General features: G+C 60.4%; 23 protein-coding genes and 1 pseudogene. 8 read left to right on the top strand and 16 right to left on the bottom strand.

The features are described 5' to 3' along the window. Nucleotides 1-90: 90 nt before the first annotated feature. The 3 genes from ABH912_RS21660 to ABH912_RS21650 all read right to left on the bottom strand — a co-directional run bounded on the left by ABH912_RS21660 (nt 91) and on the right by ABH912_RS21650 (nt 3,330). Nucleotides 91-723: a LysE family transporter gene (locus ABH912_RS21660; protein ID WP_429511620.1), complete on the bottom strand. Its 633-nt coding sequence runs from the start codon at nt 721-723 to the stop codon at nt 91-93. 115 nt (nt 724-838) lie between these two features. Further along, the gene (locus tag ABH912_RS21655; protein ID WP_033060659.1) at nt 839-1,420 is read right to left on the bottom strand and encodes a mechanosensitive ion channel family protein; all 582 of its coding nucleotides are present in this window, start codon (nt 1,418-1,420) and stop codon (nt 839-841) included. Next, nucleotides 1,420-3,330, bottom strand: a complete 1,911-nt coding sequence (locus ABH912_RS21650; protein WP_429511619.1) for an ATP-binding cassette domain-containing protein — start codon at nt 3,328-3,330, stop codon at nt 1,420-1,422. The genes ABH912_RS21655 and ABH912_RS21650 overlap by 1 nt, the downstream gene beginning before the upstream one ends. A gap of 50 nt (nt 3,331-3,380) precedes the next feature. Between ABH912_RS21650 and ABH912_RS21645 the strand changes: the two genes are divergently transcribed. Beyond that, the gene (locus tag ABH912_RS21645; protein ID WP_429511618.1) at nt 3,381-3,845 is read left to right on the top strand and encodes a TIGR02444 family protein; all 465 of its coding nucleotides are present in this window, start codon (nt 3,381-3,383) and stop codon (nt 3,843-3,845) included. Here the strand turns inward: ABH912_RS21645 and ABH912_RS21640 are convergent. Beyond that, the gene (locus ABH912_RS21640; RefSeq protein WP_429511617.1) at nt 3,842-4,963 is read right to left on the bottom strand and encodes an AlgP family protein; all 1,122 of its coding nucleotides are present in this window, start codon (nt 4,961-4,963) and stop codon (nt 3,842-3,844) included. The genes ABH912_RS21645 and ABH912_RS21640 overlap by 4 nt on opposite strands. 192 nt (nt 4,964-5,155) lie before the next feature. Between ABH912_RS21640 and ABH912_RS21635 the strand changes: the two genes are divergently transcribed. Continuing rightward, nucleotides 5,156-5,821 (top strand): FKBP-type peptidyl-prolyl cis-trans isomerase, encoded by a 666-nt coding sequence (locus ABH912_RS21635; protein WP_429511616.1) that lies wholly within the window; start codon nt 5,156-5,158, stop codon nt 5,819-5,821. Nucleotides 5,822-5,884: 63 nt separating this feature from the next. Here the strand turns inward: ABH912_RS21635 and ABH912_RS21630 are convergent, their stop codons facing one another. The 8 genes and pseudogenes from ABH912_RS21630 to ABH912_RS21595 all read right to left on the bottom strand — a co-directional run. Continuing rightward, nucleotides 5,885-6,343, bottom strand: a complete 459-nt coding sequence (locus ABH912_RS21630; RefSeq protein WP_033060667.1) for an Rsd/AlgQ family anti-sigma factor — start codon at nt 6,341-6,343, stop codon at nt 5,885-5,887. Between the two features lie 179 nt (nt 6,344-6,522). Further along, nucleotides 6,523-7,074: a disulfide bond formation protein B gene (locus tag ABH912_RS21625; RefSeq protein ID WP_033060668.1), complete on the bottom strand. Its 552-nt coding sequence runs from the start codon at nt 7,072-7,074 to the stop codon at nt 6,523-6,525. A gap of 334 nt (nt 7,075-7,408) precedes the next feature. Further along, nucleotides 7,409-8,647, bottom strand: coding sequence for a heme biosynthesis protein HemY (locus ABH912_RS21620; protein WP_429511615.1), 1,239 nt, complete (start codon nt 8,645-8,647; stop codon nt 7,409-7,411). Continuing rightward, complete coding sequence (locus ABH912_RS21615; protein WP_429511614.1) at nt 8,644-9,798, bottom strand: uroporphyrinogen-III C-methyltransferase; 1,155 nt, start codon at nt 9,796-9,798, stop codon at nt 8,644-8,646. Before ABH912_RS21615 ends, ABH912_RS21620 begins: the two co-directional genes overlap by 4 nt. Before the next feature lie 16 nt (nt 9,799-9,814). Next, nucleotides 9,815-10,582 (bottom strand): uroporphyrinogen-III synthase, encoded by a 768-nt coding sequence (locus tag ABH912_RS21610; protein ID WP_429511613.1) that lies wholly within the window; start codon nt 10,580-10,582, stop codon nt 9,815-9,817. Then, nucleotides 10,579-11,520 (bottom strand): hydroxymethylbilane synthase, encoded by a 942-nt coding sequence (hemC, locus tag ABH912_RS21605; RefSeq protein ID WP_008150280.1) that lies wholly within the window; start codon nt 11,518-11,520, stop codon nt 10,579-10,581. The genes ABH912_RS21610 and hemC overlap by 4 nt, the downstream gene beginning before the upstream one ends. Before the next feature lie 137 nt (nt 11,521-11,657). Further along, entirely contained in the window at nt 11,658-12,404 is a 747-nt protein-coding gene (locus ABH912_RS21600; RefSeq protein WP_033060674.1) for a LytR/AlgR family response regulator transcription factor, read from the bottom strand. Next, nucleotides 12,401-12,520: pseudogene (locus ABH912_RS21595) on the bottom strand (sensor histidine kinase); the annotation flags it as partial. The pseudogene ABH912_RS21595 and the gene ABH912_RS21600, both read right to left, overlap by 4 nt. Nucleotides 12,521-12,863: 343 nt before the next feature. Here ABH912_RS21595 and argH point away from each other — a divergent pair. Then, the gene (gene argH, locus ABH912_RS21590; protein WP_033060676.1) at nt 12,864-14,258 is read left to right on the top strand and encodes an argininosuccinate lyase; all 1,395 of its coding nucleotides are present in this window, start codon (nt 12,864-12,866) and stop codon (nt 14,256-14,258) included. Nucleotides 14,259-14,360: 102 nt separating this feature from the next. On the opposite strand, the gene ABH912_RS21585 is transcribed toward argH, so the two are convergent. Continuing rightward, nucleotides 14,361-15,020 carry a glutathione S-transferase family protein gene (locus ABH912_RS21585; protein ID WP_429511612.1) on the bottom strand — a complete coding sequence of 220 codons (660 nt, stop codon included), beginning with the start codon at nt 15,018-15,020 and terminating at the stop codon, nt 14,361-14,363. 124 nt (nt 15,021-15,144) lie between these two features. On the opposite strand from ABH912_RS21585, the gene ABH912_RS21580 reads away from it, so the two are divergent. From ABH912_RS21580 to ABH912_RS21570, 3 genes are all read left to right on the top strand, one after another. Then, entirely contained in the window at nt 15,145-15,429 is a 285-nt protein-coding gene (locus tag ABH912_RS21580; RefSeq protein WP_429511611.1) for a hypothetical protein, read from the top strand. A 376-nt stretch (nt 15,430-15,805) separates the two neighbouring features. Then, entirely contained in the window at nt 15,806-16,051 is a 246-nt protein-coding gene (locus tag ABH912_RS21575; protein WP_008150272.1) for a TIGR02647 family protein, read from the top strand. 206 nt (nt 16,052-16,257) lie between these two features. Next, complete coding sequence (locus ABH912_RS21570; RefSeq protein WP_429511610.1) at nt 16,258-19,104, top strand: class I adenylate cyclase; 2,847 nt, start codon at nt 16,258-16,260, stop codon at nt 19,102-19,104. A gap of 5 nt (nt 19,105-19,109) precedes the next feature. Here the strand turns inward: ABH912_RS21570 and rnk are convergent, their stop codons facing one another. The 3 genes from rnk to cyaY all read right to left on the bottom strand — a co-directional run bounded on the left by rnk (nt 19,110) and on the right by cyaY (nt 20,333). Next, complete coding sequence (gene rnk / locus ABH912_RS21565) at nt 19,110-19,520, bottom strand: nucleoside diphosphate kinase regulator (protein ID WP_033060680.1); 411 nt, start codon at nt 19,518-19,520, stop codon at nt 19,110-19,112. A 257-nt stretch (nt 19,521-19,777) separates the two neighbouring features. After that, the gene (locus ABH912_RS21560; protein WP_429511609.1) at nt 19,778-19,996 is read right to left on the bottom strand and encodes a DUF1289 domain-containing protein; all 219 of its coding nucleotides are present in this window, start codon (nt 19,994-19,996) and stop codon (nt 19,778-19,780) included. A 4-nt stretch (nt 19,997-20,000) separates the two neighbouring features. After that, nucleotides 20,001-20,333: an iron donor protein CyaY gene (gene cyaY, locus ABH912_RS21555; protein ID WP_008150266.1), complete on the bottom strand. Its 333-nt coding sequence runs from the start codon at nt 20,331-20,333 to the stop codon at nt 20,001-20,003. A gap of 239 nt (nt 20,334-20,572) precedes the next feature. Between cyaY and lptM the strand changes: the two genes are divergently transcribed. Further along, the gene (gene lptM / locus ABH912_RS21550) at nt 20,573-20,746 is read left to right on the top strand and encodes an LPS translocon maturation chaperone LptM (protein WP_033060682.1); all 174 of its coding nucleotides are present in this window, start codon (nt 20,573-20,575) and stop codon (nt 20,744-20,746) included. A gap of 9 nt (nt 20,747-20,755) precedes the next feature. After that, entirely contained in the window at nt 20,756-22,003 is a 1,248-nt protein-coding gene (gene lysA / locus ABH912_RS21545) for a diaminopimelate decarboxylase (protein WP_033060684.1), read from the top strand. The last annotated feature ends 3 nt before the right edge of the window (nt 22,004-22,006 follow it).

Raw genomic sequence — 22,006 nt, 5'->3', positions numbered from 1 at the left:
CAAGCGTTGTTAGCAAGTAACGCCGTTTTTGCGCAGTTTCGGGCCATAAAAAAGGCGACCTCGAAGGTCGCCTTTTTTGTGCCTGGCGGTTTACACCACCGCTTTGCGAAGGGTCGCCATGAACGCCGCCGCACCAATGAATAGTCCCGCAAACGTACGGTTCATGCGTCTTTGCTGCTTCGGCGTGCGCAACATGCGCAGCACCTTGGATGCCAGCCCGGTGTAACCGGCCATGACGATCAGGTCGACGCAGATCATGGTCACACCGAGGATCAGGTACTGCGCCACCAGTGGTGCATGCGGATCAATGAATTGCGGCAGCACCGCGAGCATGAACACCAACGCCTTGGGGTTGCTGACGTTCACCAGGAAACCCCGGAACACCAGCGCCATCGGCTTGCCGATTTGCCGGACGGCCGCGTCGTCGCTCATGTCATTGGGCAATGCGTGCCATTGCTTGACCGCCAGGTAAACCAGATAGGCCACGCCAAACCATTTGATCGCGTAGAAAGCGCTGGCCGACGCCGCGAGGATTGCGCCAACACCGGCGGCGACAATCGCAATCTGTAGCGCCAGGCCCAGTTGCAAGCCCAGGGCGTTCCAATAACCGCGCCAGAAACCGTATCGCAGACCGCTGGACATCGACGCAATGGCGCCGGCACCGGGAGACAGACTGATCACCCAGCAGGCGGCAAAAAACGCCAGCCATGTTTGAAGCACCATCGCACACCTCGATTCAGACTCGTGACAGACGTCTAAGCTAATGCGGCTTTGGGCCGATGACTACCGATTTTTTGCAGGACAGAACAGCTGCCGACCAGCGTGGTCGGCATTCAGGCTACTTTTCGAAACCGCTGGAAGGGAATACATCACTGCCGCGCCAGCGTCGAACCGAGCGTTGGAAGAACAGGCTGTTGGGCACTTGCACCATGGCGCTGCCGGTGCCGAGTTCTTCGGCTTCGATCAGCGTGGTGTAGAGCAGATTGATTGCCACCACCCGGCCTTTGACGCCGGGCTTGTCGGTGGTGTCCACCAACTCGACCACGTCGCCGAGACGGAACGGGCCGACGGTAAAGATCAGAATGGCGCAGAGCAGATTGGAGAGCACGCTCCACATGGCGAAGAACGCCACTGCCGCTACCGCGACAAACCCGGACAACGCGGTCCAGAGCACCGTTGCCGACACCCCGAGGCGTTCCAGCACGAAGATCAGCGCGCTGCCCATGATCAGCCAGCGCAGACCACCGCGCAGCGGCATCAGAAACTGTGGCGGAAACGGATAACGCTCACCCAGGCGAGTCAGGCACTTGGCGACGCAACGCTGGGCAACATATCCCGCCAACAGAATCAGCAGGATCTGCACGAAGAGCCAGATCGGCTCGATCCACACGGCAGGCAATGGCAGCTTGAAAGCTTCCATCAGGACAGCGCCTCCAGCTCCGCCTGCATGCTTTCGAGCAGTTCCAGCGCTTCCATCCAGGCTTCTTCCAGCTCGGCTTCACGGACCTTCAGCTTGGCCTGTTCGGCCAGCAGATCACGCAAGTCGTTCTTGCGCGCCGGCTCGTAAATGTCGCTGTCGCCGAGGCTGGCATCGATCTTCGCCAGTTTCTCGTGCAGCTTGCCCAGCTCGGCTTCGAGCTTGTCAGCCTCGCGCTTGTGCGGTGCCAGTTGCTGACGCAACGCAGCGGCGGCCTGGCGCTGGGCTTTCTTGTCGGTCTTGTCCGGATTGACCGGCGTATTGCTGACCGGGGCGTTGCGCTGACGGTAGTCCACCAGCCAACGGGTGTAGTCTTCCAGGTCGCCGTCGAATTCCTCGACCTTGCCGTCCGCCACCAAGTAGAAATTGTCGGTGGTGCTTTTGAGCAAATGGCGATCGTGGGAGACCACCAGTACCGCGCCACTGAACTCCTGAAGAGCCATGGTCAGCGCCAAACGCATTTCCAGGTCCAGGTGGTTGGTCGGTTCGTCGAGCAGCAGCAGGTTCGGCCGGCCCCAGGCGATCAACGCCAGCGCCAGGCGCGCCTTTTCGCCACCGGAGAAGTTCAGCACCGGCTCATCGATCCGCGCGCCGCGGAAGTCGAAACCACCGAGGAAGTCGCGCAGCGTCTGCTCGCGCTCGGTCGGCGCCAGGCGCTGCATGTGCAGCAACGGGCTGGCCTTGGAGTCGAGTGAGTCCAGCTGATGCTGGGCGAAGTAGCCGACGACGGTGTTCTCGCCACGGGTCAGGCGGCCGGACAACGGCTCGAGTTCACCGGCAAGGTTTTTGATCAGGGTCGATTTACCGGCACCGTTCGGACCAAGCAAACCGATCCGCGCACCGGGGGTCAGTTGCAGCTTGACCTTCTCCAGCACGGCTCGCTCGCCGTAACCCAGTCGGGCGTCGGAGAGGTCAATCAACGGGCTGGAGATTTTCACTGATTCGCGGAAAACGAAATCGAATGGCGAATCGACGTGGGCGGCGGACAGTTCTTCCATCCGCTCCAGCGCCTTGATCCGGCTCTGGGCCTGACGGGCCTTGGTGGCCTGGGCCTTGAAACGGGCGATGTAGCTTTCCATGTGCGCACGTTGCGCCTGCTGCTTCTCGTAGGCCTGCTGTTGTTGGGCCAGACGTTCGGCACGGGCGCGTTCGAAGGCGCTGTAACCACCGTGGTACAGGGTGATCTTGCGCTGATCGACGTGGGCCACGTGATCGACCACGGCATCGAGGAAGTCCCGGTCGTGGGAAATCAGCATCAAGGTGCCGGGATAGCTTTTGAGCCATTCTTCGAGCCAGATGATGGCGTCGAGGTCCAAGTGGTTGGTCGGTTCGTCGAGCAACAACAAGTCCGAAGGGCACATCAAAGCCTGCGCCAGGTTCAGACGCATCCGCCAACCACCAGAGAAATCTCCTACCTGGCGATCCATCTGCTCATTGGTGAACCCAAGACCGGCCAGCAGCTTTCGGGCCCGGGCGTCGGCGGTGTAACCGTCGGCGCTGTCGAGTTCCGAGTGCAGGCGGGCCTGAGCGGTACCGTCATGGGCCGCTTCGGCTGCCGCGAGGTCGCGTTGCACCTCGCGCAGGCGCAGGTCGCCATCGAGCACATAGTCGACCGCCACCCGATCGAGGGTGTCGATCTCCTGGCGCATGTGGGCGATGCGCCAGTCCGCCGGCAGGAAGCAATCACCCGAGTCCGGGTGCAGGTCACCCAGAAGCAAGGCGAACAGGCTCGATTTGCCGGCGCCGTTGGCACCGATGAGGCCGGCTTTGTGGCCGGCGTGCAGGGTCAGCTCAGCGTCTTCTAGCAGACGTTGAGGGCCACGCTGTAAAGTCAGGTTCTGAAGTCGAATCATAATGGCGGCGGAGTCTACCAGCTTCGCTCGCAACTGGCGCGAGTAGCACTATGTCCTCTGACCTGTGGAGCTTTTCCCTTAGTACTTACGCCCGTCCCGGCGTTGAACCCGCCTGCCTGCAATTACAGTCGGCGGGGATCAATGTGTGCTTGCTGCTCTGCGGACTCTGGCTGGGAGATCGTGGCGTCGCCTGTAACGAACACCGATTGCAGCAACTGCGTAGCGTGGCCGAGCCGTGGGACGCAGACGTGGTGCACCCGCTGCGAGCCTTGCGGGTGAATTGGAAAGTCGTCGCCGCCGACGATAGGGAACTGAATGCTTTGCGCGAGCAAGTGAAGGCACTCGAGCTGGAAGCCGAGCGACATCTGTTGGTACGACTGGAACGATCGGCGCAGAGTTGGCCGCAGTGTGAGGCGACCGATCTATCGGCCTGGCTGGAAGGTGTGACGGCAGGCGCCGCCCACCTGGACCGCGACGCGCTGCATCAGCTGCGCGTCGCGGTAACCGGCACTTAGGAAGCGCTGGTTGGGGTGGTTGCTGCGATCGACGCGGCGGCCGGCGTTGGCGCTGGCGTGGCTGTCGAGGTGGCTGCTGCTAAAGCAGACGGTGCTGCCGGAGCCGGGCTGGCTGGCTTGGCAACTGGCGCGGCGGCCGGCTTGGCGGCAACCGGTTTTTTCACGGCTGGTTTTGCAGCCGGTTTGGCAGCGGCAGGTTTGGCTGCTGGTTTCGCTGCGGCAGGTTTTGCAGCAGTGGCTGGCTTGGCTGCGGCAGGTTTTGCAGCAGCCGTTTTGGCAGCCGGTTTGGCTACAGCTTTTGCAGCTGGTTTTGCAGCTGGCTTGGCAGCCGTTTTAGTCGCGACTGATTTCGCGGCAGGCTTGGCAGCAGGTTTCGCAGCGGCAGTTCTTGCAGCTGGTTTTGCGGCCGGTTTGGCAGCTGGTTTAGCCGCTGCAGTTTTCGCCACCGCCGGTTTGGCAGCAGCGGTTCTTGCAGCCGGTTTAGCGGCAGCTGTTTTGGCAGCAGCTGGCTTGGCGGCAGGTTTTGCTGCAGCTGTTTTAGCAGCCGGTTTTGCAGCGCTAGCAGCGACTGGTTTTTTTGCCGCAGGTTTAGCGACAGGTTTTGCTGCGGCTTTCACCGGTGCTTTGGCGGCCGGTTTGGCGGCAGACTTGACCGGTGCTTTTGCAGCAGCCGGTTTGGCAGCGGCTTTCTTGGCAGGAGCCGCAGCAGGCTTGGCCGAACGCAGGGACAACGCCTTGCCGACAGCCTCTTGTACACGACCGACGCCCTGGGCCAGTTTCAGGCTTTCTTGAGCATCGCGCTTGAGTTGCAGAATGTAGCTGCGAGTTTCGGATTGACGATCCTTGAGGGCATCGAGCAAGTCCTCAAGCTCCTTCACTGCGCCCTTGGCTTTGGTTTGTGCCTTGGCCTTGCCGGCCGCCGCAGCGTCCTGCAATTTGGTACGGGACTTGTGCAGTTTTTCTTGCGCTTTTCCGCGCTGCTTTTCCAGTTTGGCGAGCAGTTTTTCAGCATCAGCCAAGGCTTGCGAACAAGCGTTTTCCAAATGCTCAAGCAAGCTGCCCGAGAGTTGTTGGAGTAAGTGCAACGGAGTATTTACTGGCTTCTTGGTGGCCGACATGGTTTACCTCCTGGCTGACGTGGGTGCGGCTCATACTAGACCTCTGCTGCTACCGCCGCTAGGGCATGTTGACAGTATCGAAAGCGCCGCGTTGCAACGGATTGAAATTCTTCTGCACTTGCGCAAAACCAGTTCACCGTCGAGCGCATTCACACTGGCATAATCCCCCGCATCTCAGGTCGGAGAGTGCCCATGTCGCGCTACCTTTTTTTATCACTGTGCGTGTTTTTTTCCGTGGCCCAGGCCGCCGAAAAAACCAAAGAAAATGACACTCATGATCTCTCTTACAGCCTGGGCGCAAGCCTCGGCGAACGCCTGCGCCAAGAGGTTCCCGATCTGCAACTTCAGGCGCTGATCCAGGGCTTGCAACAAGCCTATCAAGGCAAACCCCTGGCGCTGAAAGATGAGCAGATCGAACAGATTCTTGCCGAGCATGAAGCCCAGGTCGCCTTGCAAACGAGTACGCCACAAAGTGAAGTCGCCCTCAAAAAAGAGCAGGCCTTTCTCGCCGAGGAAAAAGCCAGGCCGGGCGCTCGTGAACTGGCCGATGGAATATTGCTGACGGAGTTGGCGCCAGGCACTGGCGCCAAAGCTGGCCCCAACGGCAAAGTCCAGGTGCTGTATATCGGTCGCCTTCCCGATGGCACGGTGTTCGATCAGAACAGTCAGCCGCAGTGGTTCAGTCTCGACAGTGTGATCAGCGGATGGCGCAGTGCGTTACAGCAAATGCCGGTCGGTGCGAAATGGCGCCTGGTGATTCCATCGGCCGAAGCCTATGGCGCCGAGGGTGCCGGCAACCTGATTGCGCCGTTCACACCGCTGGTGTTCGAAGTCGAATTGCGCGGTGCCACAAGCTGAATACCGGAAACGAAAAACGGCGCGCATAGCGCACCGTTTTTGGAGGTCTTGCAGGAAGGGGGTTCAGGCCTGAACCGAGTCCTCTTCCTTGTGAGCGGTGTGCAGCACTTCGATCAGGCAGTCTTCCAGTTCGAAGCGTTCGTGCAACAGGCCACCCAGCTCTTTGAATTTCTCTGCCACGCATTGACCTGCATCACACAGGTCATTGAACGCGAGCAGCTTCTCGGTGATGACGTCGATGCGAGGGTAGATGGTCTCGGCCAGCTCGAGCCCGCGAGTGTCGCCAAACGCTTTGGCTTCGCCGGTCAGCTGTTCGTAGATCTCGAAGTGCCCGGCAGACACGTAATCGACCAGCACGCCGCAAAACTCCTGCAACGGCTTACGGTTCTCACCCAGCGCCTCAGGCTCGGCGCCGAGAGCATCATAGGCCCGAACCAGTTCGTGACGCTCCTGCAACCAGCGATCGATCAGCAGATGCACTCCACCCCAACGTTCCTGAGCATTCTGACAACTTTCGAGCATGGTGATCTCTCTTCCCTTGTGGGTCATGCTGCCCTACACCCGTCGCCACACTTGAAGGTCAAGTATCGGCCAGGCAGAGCGTCATTCGAGCAACATAATTCCAATGACACGTGCGGGCCAGATTATGCCCGCGCGACAATGGCTTCAAGGTACGCAGGAGATAAAGTTCATACAAGTGTTTAATCTCCCGCCAGCGCCCGGTGCGACGAACCGCCGCTGAGCGGTCGCAGACAGGCTTTCCAGACAACGCGCAGCAGCTGATAAAGTCCCAGAATTGTCATCGCCATGAAAAACAGCAGACTCCATTCAGGAATGCTCAGGTCGAACAGTGTCCAGGAGATCTCCGCGCACTCCGCCTCCCCTTTAAACATCTGTGTGGCCTGACACAACCAAGGCATGTCCTTGTACTGAACGGCCAGATTGGGCGAGCACATCAACAGCTGATGCATTGGATCGCTCTGCAGCAATACCTGCCGCCACGCCGTGACCGTACCCGCCAGACTGCAAAACAGCCCGAGCATCCAATACAGGAAAGACCCGAAGCGGCCCGGCCCATGCACCGAAGCCACCAGGCTGATACCCGTAAGCAACGCGAGGCAAAAGCGCTGCAACAGGCACAACCCGCAAGGCTTGAGGCCGACCGCATATTCCAGGTAATAGGACACGCCCAGGGCCAGGGCACCTGCAATGAAAGCCATGAAAAACAAGGAGCGTGAGCAGGCCAAAGACATGGCATTTCCGTAACAGTAGAGACAGGCGGTTACGGTAGAGGAAAGCGCTGCAGCCTTTCAAGGCAGGCCAGCGGGGACACTTCAACAGAGGTGTAGGGAAATCCCGACAGGAACGAGAGGATTAGGTGTAGTCCTCTGTAGGATTCTGCCTGCGAAGGATTACAACGCTGAAACAGTGGCGGATTCGAAGCGATTCCCGCCCCTGGCGCAGCCTGCGTTCGGCTGCGCAGCAGTCGTCCAAGTTTATGCGACTCGACTGACCAAACCGTGGTGTCTGTTTTGCGACTGCTGCGCAGCCGAACGCAGGCTGCGCCATCTGCTACAGGGGCAGGAGTCAGGCGTGAACAGGAACCGGCAACGGTGCCGCCAGCAAGCGCTCGTCCAACAAGCCCAAGCCCTCCTGGAACAACTGATTGCTGCGCTCTGTGTCACCCAGCTGCGCCAGCAGCCGCGCCAGTTCCGCGCAGGCTTCCGGATTGCGCTGCACGCGCAGGCTGCTTTCCAGATAGTCCCGGGCCTTGCCCCAAAGGCTGCTTTGCAGACACAAGCGCCCCAGGGTCAGCAACAGGCTTGGGTCGGCCGGATGCTCCTTGAGCCAGCCCTCGGCTGTGTGCAGTTGACGTGCCGGATCACTGCCGCGAACGAGTCCGTAAAGGCGCGCCAGATGACTGTCGTAGTTGCGCTTGAGCGCCGTTCGCAGAATCTCTTCGGCTTCGACCTGAGCACCCAGTTGCCGAAGTTGCTCAGCATAGGCGAGCACCAGTTGCGGCTCCTGACGCTGGGCCGAGGTTAACTGCTGCCAGGCGCGATTGAGCGATTGCAGGCCAACCGTCCCGTCTTCTTCCTGATGCGCCGCCAGGGACAGGTTCTCACCCCAGGCCCGGCGTTCCAGTTCGGCCAGCTCGGCCGGTGGCAGGATCTTGTCCTTGCGTAGATCCGGCAGCAGACGAATCACGGCCGACCAGTCGCCCCGCTGTTGGTGCAAGCGCTGCAACTGGCGCAAGGTCTGGACGTTATGAGGATGACGCTCGTGCATGGCTTGCAGGGTTACCAGGGCGCCTTCGGTATCGCCGCGGTCGGTCTGTAATTGCGCGTGGCTCAGGGCAATCGCCAATTCTGCCTGGGGTTGTCGCTCCAGAGCGCGCTCCAGCAGGTTGTCGCTTTCCTCGTATTGACCTTGTTCGTTCGCGGCCCGGGCAGCGCCGAGGTAGTAAAGCAAAGGCTGGCGCTCGGCTTCCGCAGCGCGATGCAGATGGCGCTGCGCACTGGCCCAGCGACCTTCGGCCAGATCCAGTTGACCGTGCTCAATCGCTACCTGTACACGGCGACTGCGATTGCGTCGCGACCACGGATTGACTACGCCGCTGGAGGTCGTCACCAATTCGATCAACGCCTTGATGCCCCAGAACACCAGCCAGAGCACGGCGACCAACGCCAGGGTTGCCCACAGGCTCGATTCATAACGAAAGCTTTTGTAGGCGATCAGCACGTAACCGGAATGCTCGGCAATCGCCAGCCCCAGCGCGGCAGCCGCAGCGATCACCAGGAACACGATCACATAGAGGCGTTTCATGGCGTCGCCTCCTGCACGGTGTCCGCGGCAGGTTTGGCCATTGGTTTGATCGAGTCCTCGGCGTTGACATTACGCCGCTCCAGATACCCCTGAACCGCACTCAGCGTGCCGGTCAGGTCTGGCGTCAGGACGGTGACCGGTTGCTTGCTCAACTCGCCAACCTGCTCAAGCATCACTTTGCTCTGAGGGTTGTCCGGGTTGAAGTTGCCCTTGAGCACGTCCCGCGCTTCGGCAAGCGCCTGGGTATAAACCGCGGCCTGGCCATTGAGCGCGGCCCATTGCGCCTGCTCCAGCGCCAGGCTCAGGGCCAGGCGCACCTGGCTCAGGCTCTGCCCGGCCAGCAACGGACGCACATTCTTGTCGGCGTTGAAGTCGATGCGGATGTAGCGCGAGACCTGATCCCACCATTGCGCCCAACGACTGGCGCCGTCGCCATCAGCGGTGAGGCCTAACAGGGATTCGCCACGGTCCTTGTACTCGGGCGCCAGCTCGGTGAGGCTGATGACCTGATCGCGCAGCGCCCCCAGTCGCAGGAACAGACCGGTGCGATCGGGCTGTTGGGTGCTACGCAATGCCACCAGCGTTTTGGCCACTTGCTCGCGAGCGGCAAAAGAGCCCGGGTCGTTCTGTTCGCGCAGGATTTCATCGGCGCCCTGCACCAAAGCCTGGGCACTGCTGATGTCCTGCAACGCGGAAAGACGCAGGCTGGCCAGACGCAGCAGATGCTCGGCCTCGGCCAGACGCCAATCCTTGCGGCTGGCGCCGAGAACCGTTTCCAGACGTTGATTCAAGCGTTGCTGATCGCCTTGAAGTTGGGTGACCAAACGACTGCGCGCGTCGAGCTCGGCGGCGGCAGGCATTTGTTCCAGGCGAGCAGTCAGGCGTTGTTCATTGAGCTTCAGGTCCTGCGCCTGATCGCTCAATGCCTGGACCTGACTCAACTGCAGTTGAGTATTGGCTTGCAGGTGACGCACCTGCCAGACTCCCCAACCGCCCACGGCGACACCGGCAGCGCCCAGCAGCAGCGCGAAGATTGCCAGCCCATTGCCTCGGCGCTGCGCTGCAGCAGGTGGCCCGTTTCCAACCGGTGCTTCAACCGGTGCATCGAGCACTGGCTTGACGTCATCTTTAGGCAAGGCTGTTTCGCTCACGTATCCATCCTTTGCATTAGAGAACGGGTCCGGGATGCTCCCGTAACGCCGTCAGCAAAGCCGCGGCACTGGCGCCACGACAATCCACAACTGTTTGGGCCCCGGCGGCACGTGCCAGCTCGGCTACCCTGGGGCTTGGAACAAACAACGGCAACCGCGCTAATTGTGGCCAGGCATCGCCGGCCAATTGATGCAGGTGCTCAAAACCCTGTCCACTGCTGACCACCAGCCCGTTCAAGCGTTCCGCTTCGATCAGGTCTGGCAGCGCTGCCGGCGGGTAGTGCGGCAGGTCGCGGCGGTACAACTCCAGATACTCGACACTAGCACCAAGCTCGCGCAAACGCTCAGCCAGCAACTCGCGCCCGCCCTCCCCGCGCATGATCAGCACGCGTGGACCGGGCCGCGCGATTGCCTCACGCAACCGAGGAAGTTCAAGCAAGGCTTCGCTGTCATCGCCATCCACCGGAAAGCTGACGTCCAACCCGTGGTCCTCAAGGATCTGCGCGGTGGCTGCGCCCACGCTGAACCACTTCAAACGAGGGGGTTGTGGCCGATACCGCCCGAGCAGATCCACAGCAATTCTGGCGGCCGGCTTACTGACCACGATCACCGCGCAATAGCGATCCAGTCCCTGAATCACCTCGCGCATTGTGTCAGAGGCAGGAATCGGCTCGATCTCCAAAAGCGGCAAACTGCTGCTGAAAATCCCCTTTTCGGCCAAAAGACTGCTCAGCGCCGCCGACTCATCCTCGGGACGCGTCAGCAGCAGGCGCCAGCCCGTCACTCGTGACCTGCCTCGCCGTAGACTGCTTTCAGAATGTCGTTGGCGCCTTGACTCAGCAGGTCTTCAGCCACTTGCACGCCCAGGGCTTCGGCGTCGCTGCGTGGCGCACGAGCCTCGGCGCTGAGCAGCAGACCGCCGTTCGGATCACCGACAAGACCACGCAACCAGATCTGCTCGCCTTCAAGCACGGCATAGCAGGCGATCGGCACTTGGCAGCCGCCATTCAAATGTTTGTTGAGCGCACGTTCGGCGGTCACGCGGGTGGCGGTGTCCTGATGGTGCAGCGGTGCCAACAGCGCGTGGATTTCGCTGTCGACGCTGCGGCATTCGATACCCACCGCGCCTTGACCACCCGCCGGCAGACTGTCGTCGACGCTGATGGCCGAGGTAATCCGATCTTCAAAGCCGAGACGAATCAGGCCAGCGGCGGCGAGGATAATGGCGTCGTATTCGCCGGCATCGAGCTTGGCCAGGCGCGTGTTGACGTTGCCGCGCAGGAAGCGAATTTCCAGGTCCGGACGACGGGTCAGCAACTGGGCCTGACGGCGCAGGCTGGAGGTGCCGACGATGCTGCCTTGCGGCAATTCGTCCAGGCTGGCGTAGGTGTTGGAGACGAATGCATCACGCGGGTCTTCTCGCTCGCAGATGCAAAACAGACCGAGGCCTTCGGGGAAGTCCATCGGCACGTCCTTCATCGAGTGCACGGCGATGTCGGCTTCGTTTTCCAGCAGCGCGGTTTCCAGTTCTTTGACGAACAGGCCCTTGCCGCCGATTTTCGACAGTGGCGAGTCGAGCAATTTGTCACCGCGACTGACCATGGGCACCAACGTCACGAGCAGACCCGGATGGGCCTCTTCCAGACGGGCTTTGACGTATTCGGCCTGCCACAGGGCGAGTGCACTTTTACGGGTGGCGATGCGGATTTCGCGAGAGGACATGGATCAATCCGTACTGAATAGATACGGCGGATAATAACAGCTCAGCCAAATCCACTTTGACTTGTATCAGAAAACGCGTGGCCTCCCTGGCCTCAGACATCCAGCAATCGGGATAAAACCCGCCCGTAAATGGCGGATTAAAGCTGTTGCATCATCTTGCGCACGCCGGCCACATGCCGTCGGCTGACGATCAGGGCGTCGCCGTTCAAGCCTTTGAGGAACAGCTGAAAATGCCCCAGGGGCGTGCGCTGCAGGCGTTCGATGCGTTCGCGGGCGACCAGCGCGTTGCGGTGGATTCGCACGAAGCGGTCGCCAAATTCATCTTCAAGGGCTTTGAGCGGCTCATCCAGCAACACTTCGCCGCCTTCGTGGCGCAAGGTCACGTATTTGTGATCCGCAATGAAGTAGACCACCTGACCCAACGGGATCAGTTCGATACCTTTACGGGTACGGGCGCTGATGTGGCTGCGCGGGCCGCTGCCACTTTCGGCGGCGGGACGGGTCAGGGCTGCGAGCTGGACACGATTGGGCCGCTCGGCTTTTTTCAACGCTTCATGCAATTGTTCTGTACGCACAGGTTTCACCAGATAGCCTACGGCGCTGGCCTGTAAGGCTTCCACGGCAAATTCATCGGGCCCTGCGCAAAACACCACGGCGGGCGGGGTTTCGCGTTCGCACAATCGTGCAGCCACTTGCAGGCCATCGAGGCCCGGCATACCGATATCGAGCAGCACGATATCGGGTTTGTGGCTGTCGATCAGAGCCAACGCCTCATCGCCGTTCGTGGCGCTAGGCTCCAGGACACTGTATCCCTCGAGTTCGCCAACCATTCGGCTCAGGCGCTCGCGGGCAAGGGGTTCGTCATCAACGATCAGGACATTCATATTGCGCTGGATTCCTGCGTGAGTCTCGCACAAGGATAGCGTAGACAGGTGAAGTGACGTCCGTCACCGCGATCCACGCTAAGACTAGCGCGAGGGCCAAAAAGTGCCGCCCGTCTGACGGCTAAATTTTCATCTGTCCTGCGTTTGGCGGCCCAGGCCCGCATTGGCGAGGCATCGCCGTAGGGTTTGTTGATACACAATACGAACACCCCCTCTTTTTATAGTCAGCTGCAACGTCTGGAACTGCGCTGATCCTACTGTCCAACTGTAGACGGTTGCCGGCACGATATTGCTCAATTGAAAAATATCGTTGCGCAAATCCCCTCGGGGTTGATTCGAGTATGGACCGCCGCCTGAGAAAAAAACGTATCGACCAGTGTCAGCGACAGGATTGGCAACCCTGTTATTATCCGCGACAGCTTTCTACGCCATCTTTCTTCAGCCGACACGAGCGAATTCATGAGCACTGACAAGACCAATCAGTCCTGGGGCGGCCGCTTCAGTGAACCCGTCGACGCCTTCGTCGCCCGCTTCACCGCCTCCGTCACTTTCGACCAGCGCCTGTATCGCCACGACATCATGGGCTCGATCGCTCACGCCACGATGCTGGCCAAGGTCGGCGTGCTGACCGATGCCGAGCGCGACAGCATCACTGATGGCCTGAAGACCATCCAGGGTGAAATCGAGGCCGGCCAGTTCGACTGGCGCATCGACCTCGAAGACGTGCACATGAACATCGAGGCGCGTCTGACCGACCGCATCGGCGTCACGGGTAAAAAGCTGCACACCGGACGCAGCCGCAACGACCAGGTCGCCACCGACATCCGCCTGTGGCTGCGTGACGAGATCGACCTGATCCTGAGCGAAATCACCCGCCTGCAAAAAGGCTTGCTGGAGCAGGCCGAGCGCGAAGCTGGCAGCATCATGCCGGGCTTCACTCACCTGCAAACCGCGCAGCCGGTGACCTTCGGGCACCACATGCTGGCCTGGTTCGAGATGCTCAGCCGCGACTACGAGCGCCTGGTCGACTGCCGCAAGCGTACCAACCGCATGCCACTGGGCAGCGCCGCACTGGCGGGCACCACCTACCCGATCGACCGCGAATACACCGCTCAACTGTTGGGCTTCGACGCCGTGGGCGGCAACTCGCTGGACAACGTGTCCGATCGTGACTTCGCCATCGAGTTCTGCTCGGCTGCGAGCATCGCGATGATGCACCTGTCGCGCTTCTCCGAAGAGCTGGTGCTGTGGACCAGCGCGCAGTTCCAGTTCATCGATCTGCCGGACCGTTTCTGCACTGGCAGTTCGATCATGCCGCAAAAGAAAAACCCGGACGTTCCAGAGCTGGTGCGTGGCAAGACCGGTCGCGTATTCGGCGCGCTGATGGGCCTGCTGACCCTGATGAAAGGCCAGCCCCTGGCCTACAACAAGGACAACCAGGAAGATAAAGAGCCACTGTTCGACGCCGCCGACACGTTGCGCGACTCGCTGCGGGCCTTTGCCGACATGATCCCGGCGATCAAACCCAAGCACGCGATGATGCGTGAAGCAGCCCTGCGCGGCTTCTCCACTGCCACCGACCTGGCCGACTACCTGGTTCGCCGCGGCCTGCCGTTCCGTGACTGCCACGAAATCGTTGGCCATGCCGTGAAGTACGGCGTGGAAAGCGGTAAAGACCTGGCGGAAATGAGCCTGGAAGAGCTGCGCAAGTTCAGCGACCAGATCGATCAGGACGTGTTTGCCGTGCTGACCCTGGAAGGTTCGGTGAATGCCCGTGACCATATCGGCGGGACTGCGCCGGCACAGGTCAAGAAGGCTGTGGCTCGCGGCCAGGCATTGCTCGCCAGCCGTTAAACCGCTAAAAACTTCGCGAGCAGGCTCGCTCCTACATTTGGAATGCGTTCCCCTGTAGGAGCGAGCCTGCTCGCGAAAGCGGTCTTGAATACGCTGTAAAACCTACTTCTTGCCCGCGACCATCGCCAAAAACGCAGGCATTGCCGCATCCTTGTCAGCCGCAATCCGCTGTACGTTCGGATTCTGCTCCAGACGCTTCAGCAGCGCCTTGGCCGCCGGCATCTCAGCCAGCAAATCCAGGTCAAACAGCTTCTGCGCCACCGCACAGGCCAGCGGCACGCTGTACAGGAAATACAAATCCGCCATGCTCAGGCTGTCGCCTGCCACATAAGGGGCGAACTTGCCGTGCCTGCCCAGTGAGGCAAACCCCAGCAGCAACTCGGCTTTGGTCTTGTCCTTGATCGCCTCCGGCACCGTCATGCCGAAAAACGCTTCGGCGTAGCAGGCACGCCCAGGCAATTCGATGTACAGCTCGATTTCCTTGGCCAGCGCCAGGACCTGCGACCGCTCAAAGGGATCGCTCGGCAACAGCGGCGTGCCTTTCTGGCTGTGTTCGAGGTATTCGAGAATCACGCTGGTTTCGTTGACGAAACCCTGTTCGACGCCCAGCACCGGCACCTTCCCGCGCGGGCTGATGGCTAATGCCTCGGGGCTCGGCCCCGGGTGAAACGGCACCTCTTCAAACGGCAGTCCCTTCTCGAGCAGCGCCAGCTTGACCATGTTGTAGTAGTTGCTGACGGAAAATCCATAAAGCTTGAGCATCACATAGCCTCCAGGCCGTGCGGGGTTGGCAGGTGCCTTTTATAGAACGCCGCGACGTTTCTTGCCAGCAGCATCACAGCGCTGAATGCAGGTAAACTGGCCGCCTTAACTTGAGGAGCCTGCCATGAGAGAGCCAACTGATATCGAGATCGACGAAGAAGAGTTCGCCGAAAACACCCTGATCGAAGCCATCGAAAACCAGATTGAAAGCGACAATCCGCCAGCAGCCAAGGCAACTTTCAACAAGTTGACGTTGGTGGGTTACGAGCGTGAAGAAATTCTCAATTTGATGGCCCATGTTCTGGCAGTGGAAATCGACGCGATCCTCGAAGAAGACCGCGCGTTCAACACCGAATGGTACGAAGCTGCGCTGCGTGCATTGCCAGAGTTGCCGCCGGAAAAGAAATAACTCCGACCTGAAGGGCGCAGGTTTCTGTGGCGAGGGAGCTTGCTCCCGCTGGGTTGCGAAGCAGCCCCAAAATCTCGGCAACTGTCGATGATTTTGCGAGCGCTTCGCACTCGAGCGGGAGCAAGCTCCCTCGCCACAAAAGCCCCTTTGCCATAGAAGGTGCCTCGCCTTATAACTCGCTCTCAACACAGATTGTCACCAATCTCCCCCGCCTTCCCCCAGACCCTGACTACACTGAATCCACCCCGCTGCCGCGTTACCCAACGGGGAATGCTTCCCAAGGCGAAAAAACCCTGTCGCGAGCACTGGACATGCCGCCCGAGTGGGATCACCTTAGGGGCGCTGTCGTCCAATTCCTAGAAAGTCTGGAGTCCTTATGTCGCTTACCCCTGAGTTGGTTGCCGAACTGGAAATCCTCGCACTCTTCAACCTGGACAGTTCCCAGGAAGGTTTGAAAATTCATCAGACCGCTGCCCCGAAAGCCATTGCCGCCGCCCAAAGACTGTTCGACAAAGAACTGATCACCCAGCCAGATGGTGGTTATCTGACCAGCCTGGGTCGTGACGCCGCGCAAAATGTGCAAACCGTTCTGACCATTCTCAACGTCCGGGAAACTGCCTGAGCATTACCGTAGCGCCCACGGAAACCCCTGCTACGGGATTTCCGCGGGCACATTTCGTTACCTGCCCTGTTGCCTGCCGTCGCCCCGCGATAAAAATCTGACGCTAGAAAAACAAAATCAGCTTAAAAGTCCTGGAGCCGAGGCGCTAAACTGCCCCTCATCCGCAGACACCCACGTCTGTGCCCCGCGAGCCGGTTTGAGCTGACATGACCCGCCACCATGAAATCCGCCCCGATCTGGACGAGGGAATCGACCGCAAGGTTCTCAATCAACTGCGCGCACGTTTTCTGAAGCTCAATGAAGGCCGTATGGCCCGCGCCATGGAAGGGTTGTCGACCCGCCAGCAAGCGGTGCTGACCTTGTTGCCGCTGTTTTTCCACGTCAATCATCCACTGTTGCCAGGGTACGTTTCGGGCAGCACGCCGGCCGGGCTGTCGAATTACGAACCCGACGCCAACACCCTCGCCGAAGCCCAACGCCTGACCCGCTCGTTTTCCTATAAGCCCCGCCATGGCAGCAATCCGCCGCGACCGATTCACGGCCTGTTCCTGATGGGCAGCCTCGGCACCCTCGCCCAGGCCGACCAGAGCGACATGGACATGTGGGTCTGTCACGGGCCGGACTTGAGCGAAAGCGAGCTCACTGAACTGCGTAAAAAATGCCAGCTCCTCGAAATCTGGGCCGCCAGCCAGGGCGCCGAGGCACATTTCTTCCTGATCGACCCGACCCGTTTCGTACGCGGCGAACGTGATACGCAAATGAGCTCGGAAGACTGCGGCACCACCCAGCACTATCTGCTGCTGGACGAGTTTTATCGCACTGCGATCTGGCTGGCCGGACGCACGCCCATCTGGTGGCTGGTGCCGGTCTATGAAGAAGCGAGCTACGACCGTTACACCCACACGCTGATGTCCAAGCGCTTCATTCGTACCGACGAAACCCTGGACCTGGGGCATCTGGCCTATATCCCGCCGGGTGAATTCATCGGCGCCGGACTCTGGCAGTTGTTCAAGGGCATCGAGTCGCCGTACAAATCGGTGCTCAAACTGCTGCTGATCGAGGTCTATGCCAGCGAACACCCCAAGGTTCATTGCCTGAGCCTGCGCTTCAAACAAGCGGTGTTTGCCAATCGGCTCGACCTTGACGAGCTGGACCCGTACGTCGTGGTCTACCGGCGCATCGAGGAATACCTGACCGCCCGTGGCGAGCCGGAACGGCTGGAGCTGGTACGCCGGGCGCTGTACCTGAAGGTCAATCGCAAGCTCACCGGCAGCAACAGTCGCACTCAGAGCTGGCAGCGTTCGTTGCTCAAACGCCTGGCCCACGAATGGCAGTGGGATCATCGTCAACTGGCCCTGCTCGACAGCCGCAGCCAGTGGAAAGTCCGCCAGGTCGGCTCTGAACGCAGGGCTTTGGTCAATGAGCTCAATTACAGCTACCGCTTTCTGACCCAGTTCGCCCGTAATGAACAGACCGTCAGCCTGATCAACAAGCGCGACCTCAACGTGCTGGGTCGACGGTTGTACGCGGCCTTCGAGCGCAAGGCCGACAAGGTCGAGTTCATCAACCCCGGCATCGCCCCGGACCTGGCCGAAGACACCCTTACGCTGGTGCACGCGCCGAACAAAAAAGAATCGGGTCAAACTCAGTGGGGTTTGTACAACGGCAGCCTGACGGCCCTCGAATGGGAACATTTCGCACCGATCAAGCGCAGCCGCCAATTGCTGGATCTGCTGACCTGGTGCCACCGCAATGGCGTGATCGACAGCAGCACTCGCCTGGCCTTGCACCCCGGAAGCAGCGACCTGAGCGAGTTCGAACTGTTCAACCTGCTCGGCAGCCTGCAACAGAGCATTGTCCTGCCGCTGACAACCGTCGACGAAGAACCGTTACTGCGCGCCAGTGTGCCGAGCGAAGTGCTGATTCTGGTGAACGTCGGCGTCGATCCTCTCAAGCACCACCGCGACCTGAACATCCTGATGACCACCGAGCGCACCGATTCCCTCAGTTACGCCGGTGTCCGGGAAAACCTGGTGCTGACCCTGGATCAGGTCACGCTCAATAGTTGGAACGAAGTGCTGGTCAACCGCTTCGACGGCCCCCACGCGTTGCTCGACTGCGTGCGCGATTACCTCAACAACCTGCCCGGCGGGCTACAACAGCCCACGTTGCGGGTTCGTTGCTTCTGCCACAACCGCGCACAGTTCATCGCCCGGCGGGTCGAAGAGATCCTCGACACCGCGCAGAACCTGCTGTTGAGCAAACTCAATCATCGCTACCTGATTCAGGTCCAGCAGCACTACCACGTGCTGGAGCTGGTGCCCGGCCAGGTCAATCATGTCGCCCTCGCCACACTGCCGGCGCTGGTCGATTTCCTGGGCGAAGAGCTGGCAAGCTACAGCCCGCTGCACCTGGACCCGATGGCATTGGAAGACCACGACCTGGCGCTGGTCCTGCCGATGGGCCAGCCCGATTGCATTCAGGTGTTCTACCGGATCAGCGAATACCACGCCGACCTGTACGTGCTGGATGAATTCAATGCCCTGTGGCAGCAGCGCTTGCCCTACCACGACGAGCAAAGCTTGCTGGTGCCGCTGCAACGTTTCCTGCAATCGATCCAGTACCGGCGCGATGCCTTGTTGCCGATGGACGCCGCCCAGCCGCTGAGCCTGGACACCTTGTATTACCAACTGCTGCCCTCCGGCCCCGTGCGGGCGCGTCGGGTCGAAGCTCGGCCAGCGCCGCAAACCCCGGTCAACAAACCGTTCTACGACGTGCAGGCGATTATCGGCAAAGCCGCACCGGGGGAGGTGCAGGTCACGTTGTATTGCAATCAGCGGGAGTTTTCAGAGCTGGAACATGGCGACCAACTGTTCAGCGTGGTCGCCCGGGAAATCGTCGAGCAGCGCCGTGAAACCGAACGCTATCGCTGCTACATCACCGACCTGGACCTGTCGGGCCTGCTCGGTGATGGTCAGAGTTCAAGCATTTTGTATTTGCGCTACAAGGCTGACCTGGAGCGCGCATTGAACGAGGCGCTCGATCAGGTCTGAGGGGTTCATTCCGGGAAGTGGCCGCCCTCGGCTGGCTGCGATTCAACTTCCAGCAGCGTCAGTTTGAGCGTCTTGCCGCCCGGTGCCGGCCAGTCGATGTGCTGACCGACTTTCAGGCCGAGCAGTGCGCTGCCGACCGGCGCCAGAATGGAAATCTTGCCTTCGTCGGCATTGGCGTCTTTGGGGTAAACCAGCGTCAGGTGATAGTCCTTGCCGCTGCCTTCTTCGCGGCAATGCACACGAGAATTCATGGTCACGACATCGGCGGGCACTTCATCGTGACCGACCACGGTATCCGCGCGATCCAGTTCGGTTTGCAGCGCGATTACACCCGGCAGCGTGTCATCCAGGCTGTCGATCAGGCGTTCCAGACGTTGCACGTCCAGACGAGTAAGGGTGATGGAAGGTGCGGTCATGATAGAGGCAGACTCCTTTCTTCTGCACAGAAAAAGCAAAACCCCGCCAGAAAAAGGCGGGGTTTTCACGAGCCTCGATGGGTTGAGGCGTTTCTCGACACTATCACAGCTCAATAAATATACAAGTCAGGGGCGATCACGGCCCGACGTAGACCTTTGTGGCGAGGGAGCTTGCTCCCGCTAGGGCGCGAAGCGGCCCAAAATCTTGCGGTTGCTTCGCAACCGAGCGGGAGCAAGCTCCCTCGCCACAAAAGCACTTATGCCAAGGATTTGCGCTGGATGGCCTGGGCGCAGATGACTCGCCGGCGATCATCATCGGCCGAGCGCCATTCGCGGATGTCTTCGACATGGCGAAAACACCCAAGGCAGACCTTCTGCTCATCCAGCCGACACACACCGCTGCACGGCGAAGCCACCGCCGGGCTGACATTGCTGTAGAGCGGTTTTGGCGGACGAGCGGGCGCAGGTTGGGTCACGATCTCACAGACCTTCGAAATCGAGCTCGGCGTCAGCTTGCTGCTTGACGATGCGCTCGAGCATCTCGCCGAGTTGTTCGTCGCTCTTGTCACACATCCAGCGCTTGCTCTCTTCGTCGTAATCGAAGTGGAAACCACCGGACACGGCCGCCAGCCACAGCTGCCGCAGCGGTTCTTGACGGCTGAAGATCAACTGGCTGCCGTTTTCGAACTTGACGGTGAGCACACCGGCCGAGCTCTCCAGATCAATATCCAGGTCACACTCGTCAAAAATATCCTCCAGCGTCTGCTGGGTGGCATCGACCAGATCGTGGAAACGGGCTTCAGTCAAACTCATTGCGGGAACCTCAAAAAGTGTCTACTCACGCTCAAGCGCCGCAAGATACGGGCGAGCCCCGGTGATTGCAAAGGATAACGACCAAGGGCCCGATAGCGTTACGAAATATCCAAGTACCGCGCAGGACAAGTTACCGTGCTACGGTCCAAGCCCCGCCGGACGGGAGCCCCGTCGCATAGGCAAGCTGCCGGGTGGCCGGTATACTCCGGCGCAATTAACGCATTTTCAAGGATTTCGCCATGAAGCGCCTGATCTCTTCCCTTGCTGCGCTCGTCGCGGTTGCCTGCCTTGTGTCGGCCTGTGGTCAAAAAGGCCCGCTGTACCTGCCTGACGACTCCCAGGATCCCGCCGAGCAGGCTCAATCCTCGCAAAAGAGCCCGTCGAAAGCACACAAGCACGACGTCTACCAATAAGGGAACGCCATGGACGCTTTTAACTACCGTGACGGCGAGCTGTTCGCGGAAGGTGTTGCCCTGTCCGCCATCGCCGAACGCTTTGGCACACCGACCTACGTCTACTCCCGTGCCCACATCGAAGCCCAGTACCTGGCTTACGCCGATGCGCTGGCCGGCATGCCGCACCTGGTCTGCTTTGCGGTCAAGGCCAACTCCAACCTGGGCGTACTGAATGTCCTGGCACGTCTGGGCGCCGGTTTCGACATCGTTTCCCGTGGCGAGCTGGAACGCGTACTGGCAGCGGGCGGCACCGCAGACAAAATCGTTTTCTCCGGTGTCGGCAAGACCCGTGACGACATGCGTCGCGCCCTGGAAGTCGGCGTGCATTGCTTCAACGTCGAATCCACCGATGAGCTGGAACGCCTGCAAGTCGTCGCCGCCGAGCTGGGCGTTCGCGCACCGATCTCGCTGCGTGTGAACCCGGATGTCGACGCCGGCACTCACCCGTACATTTCCACCGGTCTTAAAGAGAACAAGTTCGGCATCGCCATCGCCGACGCCGAAGACGTGTACATCCGCGCCGCCCAACTGCCAAACCTGGAAGTGGTCGGTGTCGATTGCCACATCGGCTCGCAGCTGACCACCCTGCCACCCTTCATCGACGCCCTCGACCGCCTGCTGGGCCTGGTCGACCGCCTCGGCGATTGCGGCATTTACCTTCGCCACATCGATCTCGGTGGTGGTTTGGGCGTGCGTTATCGCGATGAAGAGCCGCCATTGGCTGCCGACTACATCAAAGCCGTGCGCGAGCGTCTCGACGGTCGTGACCTGGCACTGGTGTTCGAACCGGGCCGCTTTGTCGTCGCCAACGCCGGCGTGCTGCTGACCCAGGTCGAGTACCTCAAGCACACCGAACACAAAGACTTCGCCATCGTCGACGCGGCCATGAACGACCTGATCCGCCCGGCGCTGTACCAGGCCTGGATGGACGTCACTGCCGTGCGCCCGCGCAATTCCGCTGCCCGTGCCTACGACATCGTCGGGCCGATCTGCGAGACCGGCGACTTCCTGGCCAAGGATCGTGAGCTGGCCCTGGAAGAAGGCGACCTTCTGGCCGTGCATTCCGCCGGCGCCTACGGGTTTGTCATGAGTTCCAACTACAACACCCGCGGCCGTGCCGCTGAAGTGTTGGTGGACGGTGATCAGGCATTTGAAGTGCGTCGCCGTGAGACGGTAGCCGAGTTGTTTGCTGGCGAAAGCCTGCTGCCGGAGTAAAAC

It is taken from the genome of Pseudomonas sp. BT76 TE3572 (genome assembly GCF_050435365.1).
In the GTDB taxonomy this organism is placed as follows: Bacteria; Pseudomonadota; Gammaproteobacteria; order Pseudomonadales; family Pseudomonadaceae; genus Aquipseudomonas; species Aquipseudomonas fluorescens_W.
The sequence above is the reverse complement of the archived record's forward strand: the minus strand, read 5'-3'. Positions and strand labels throughout refer to the sequence as shown.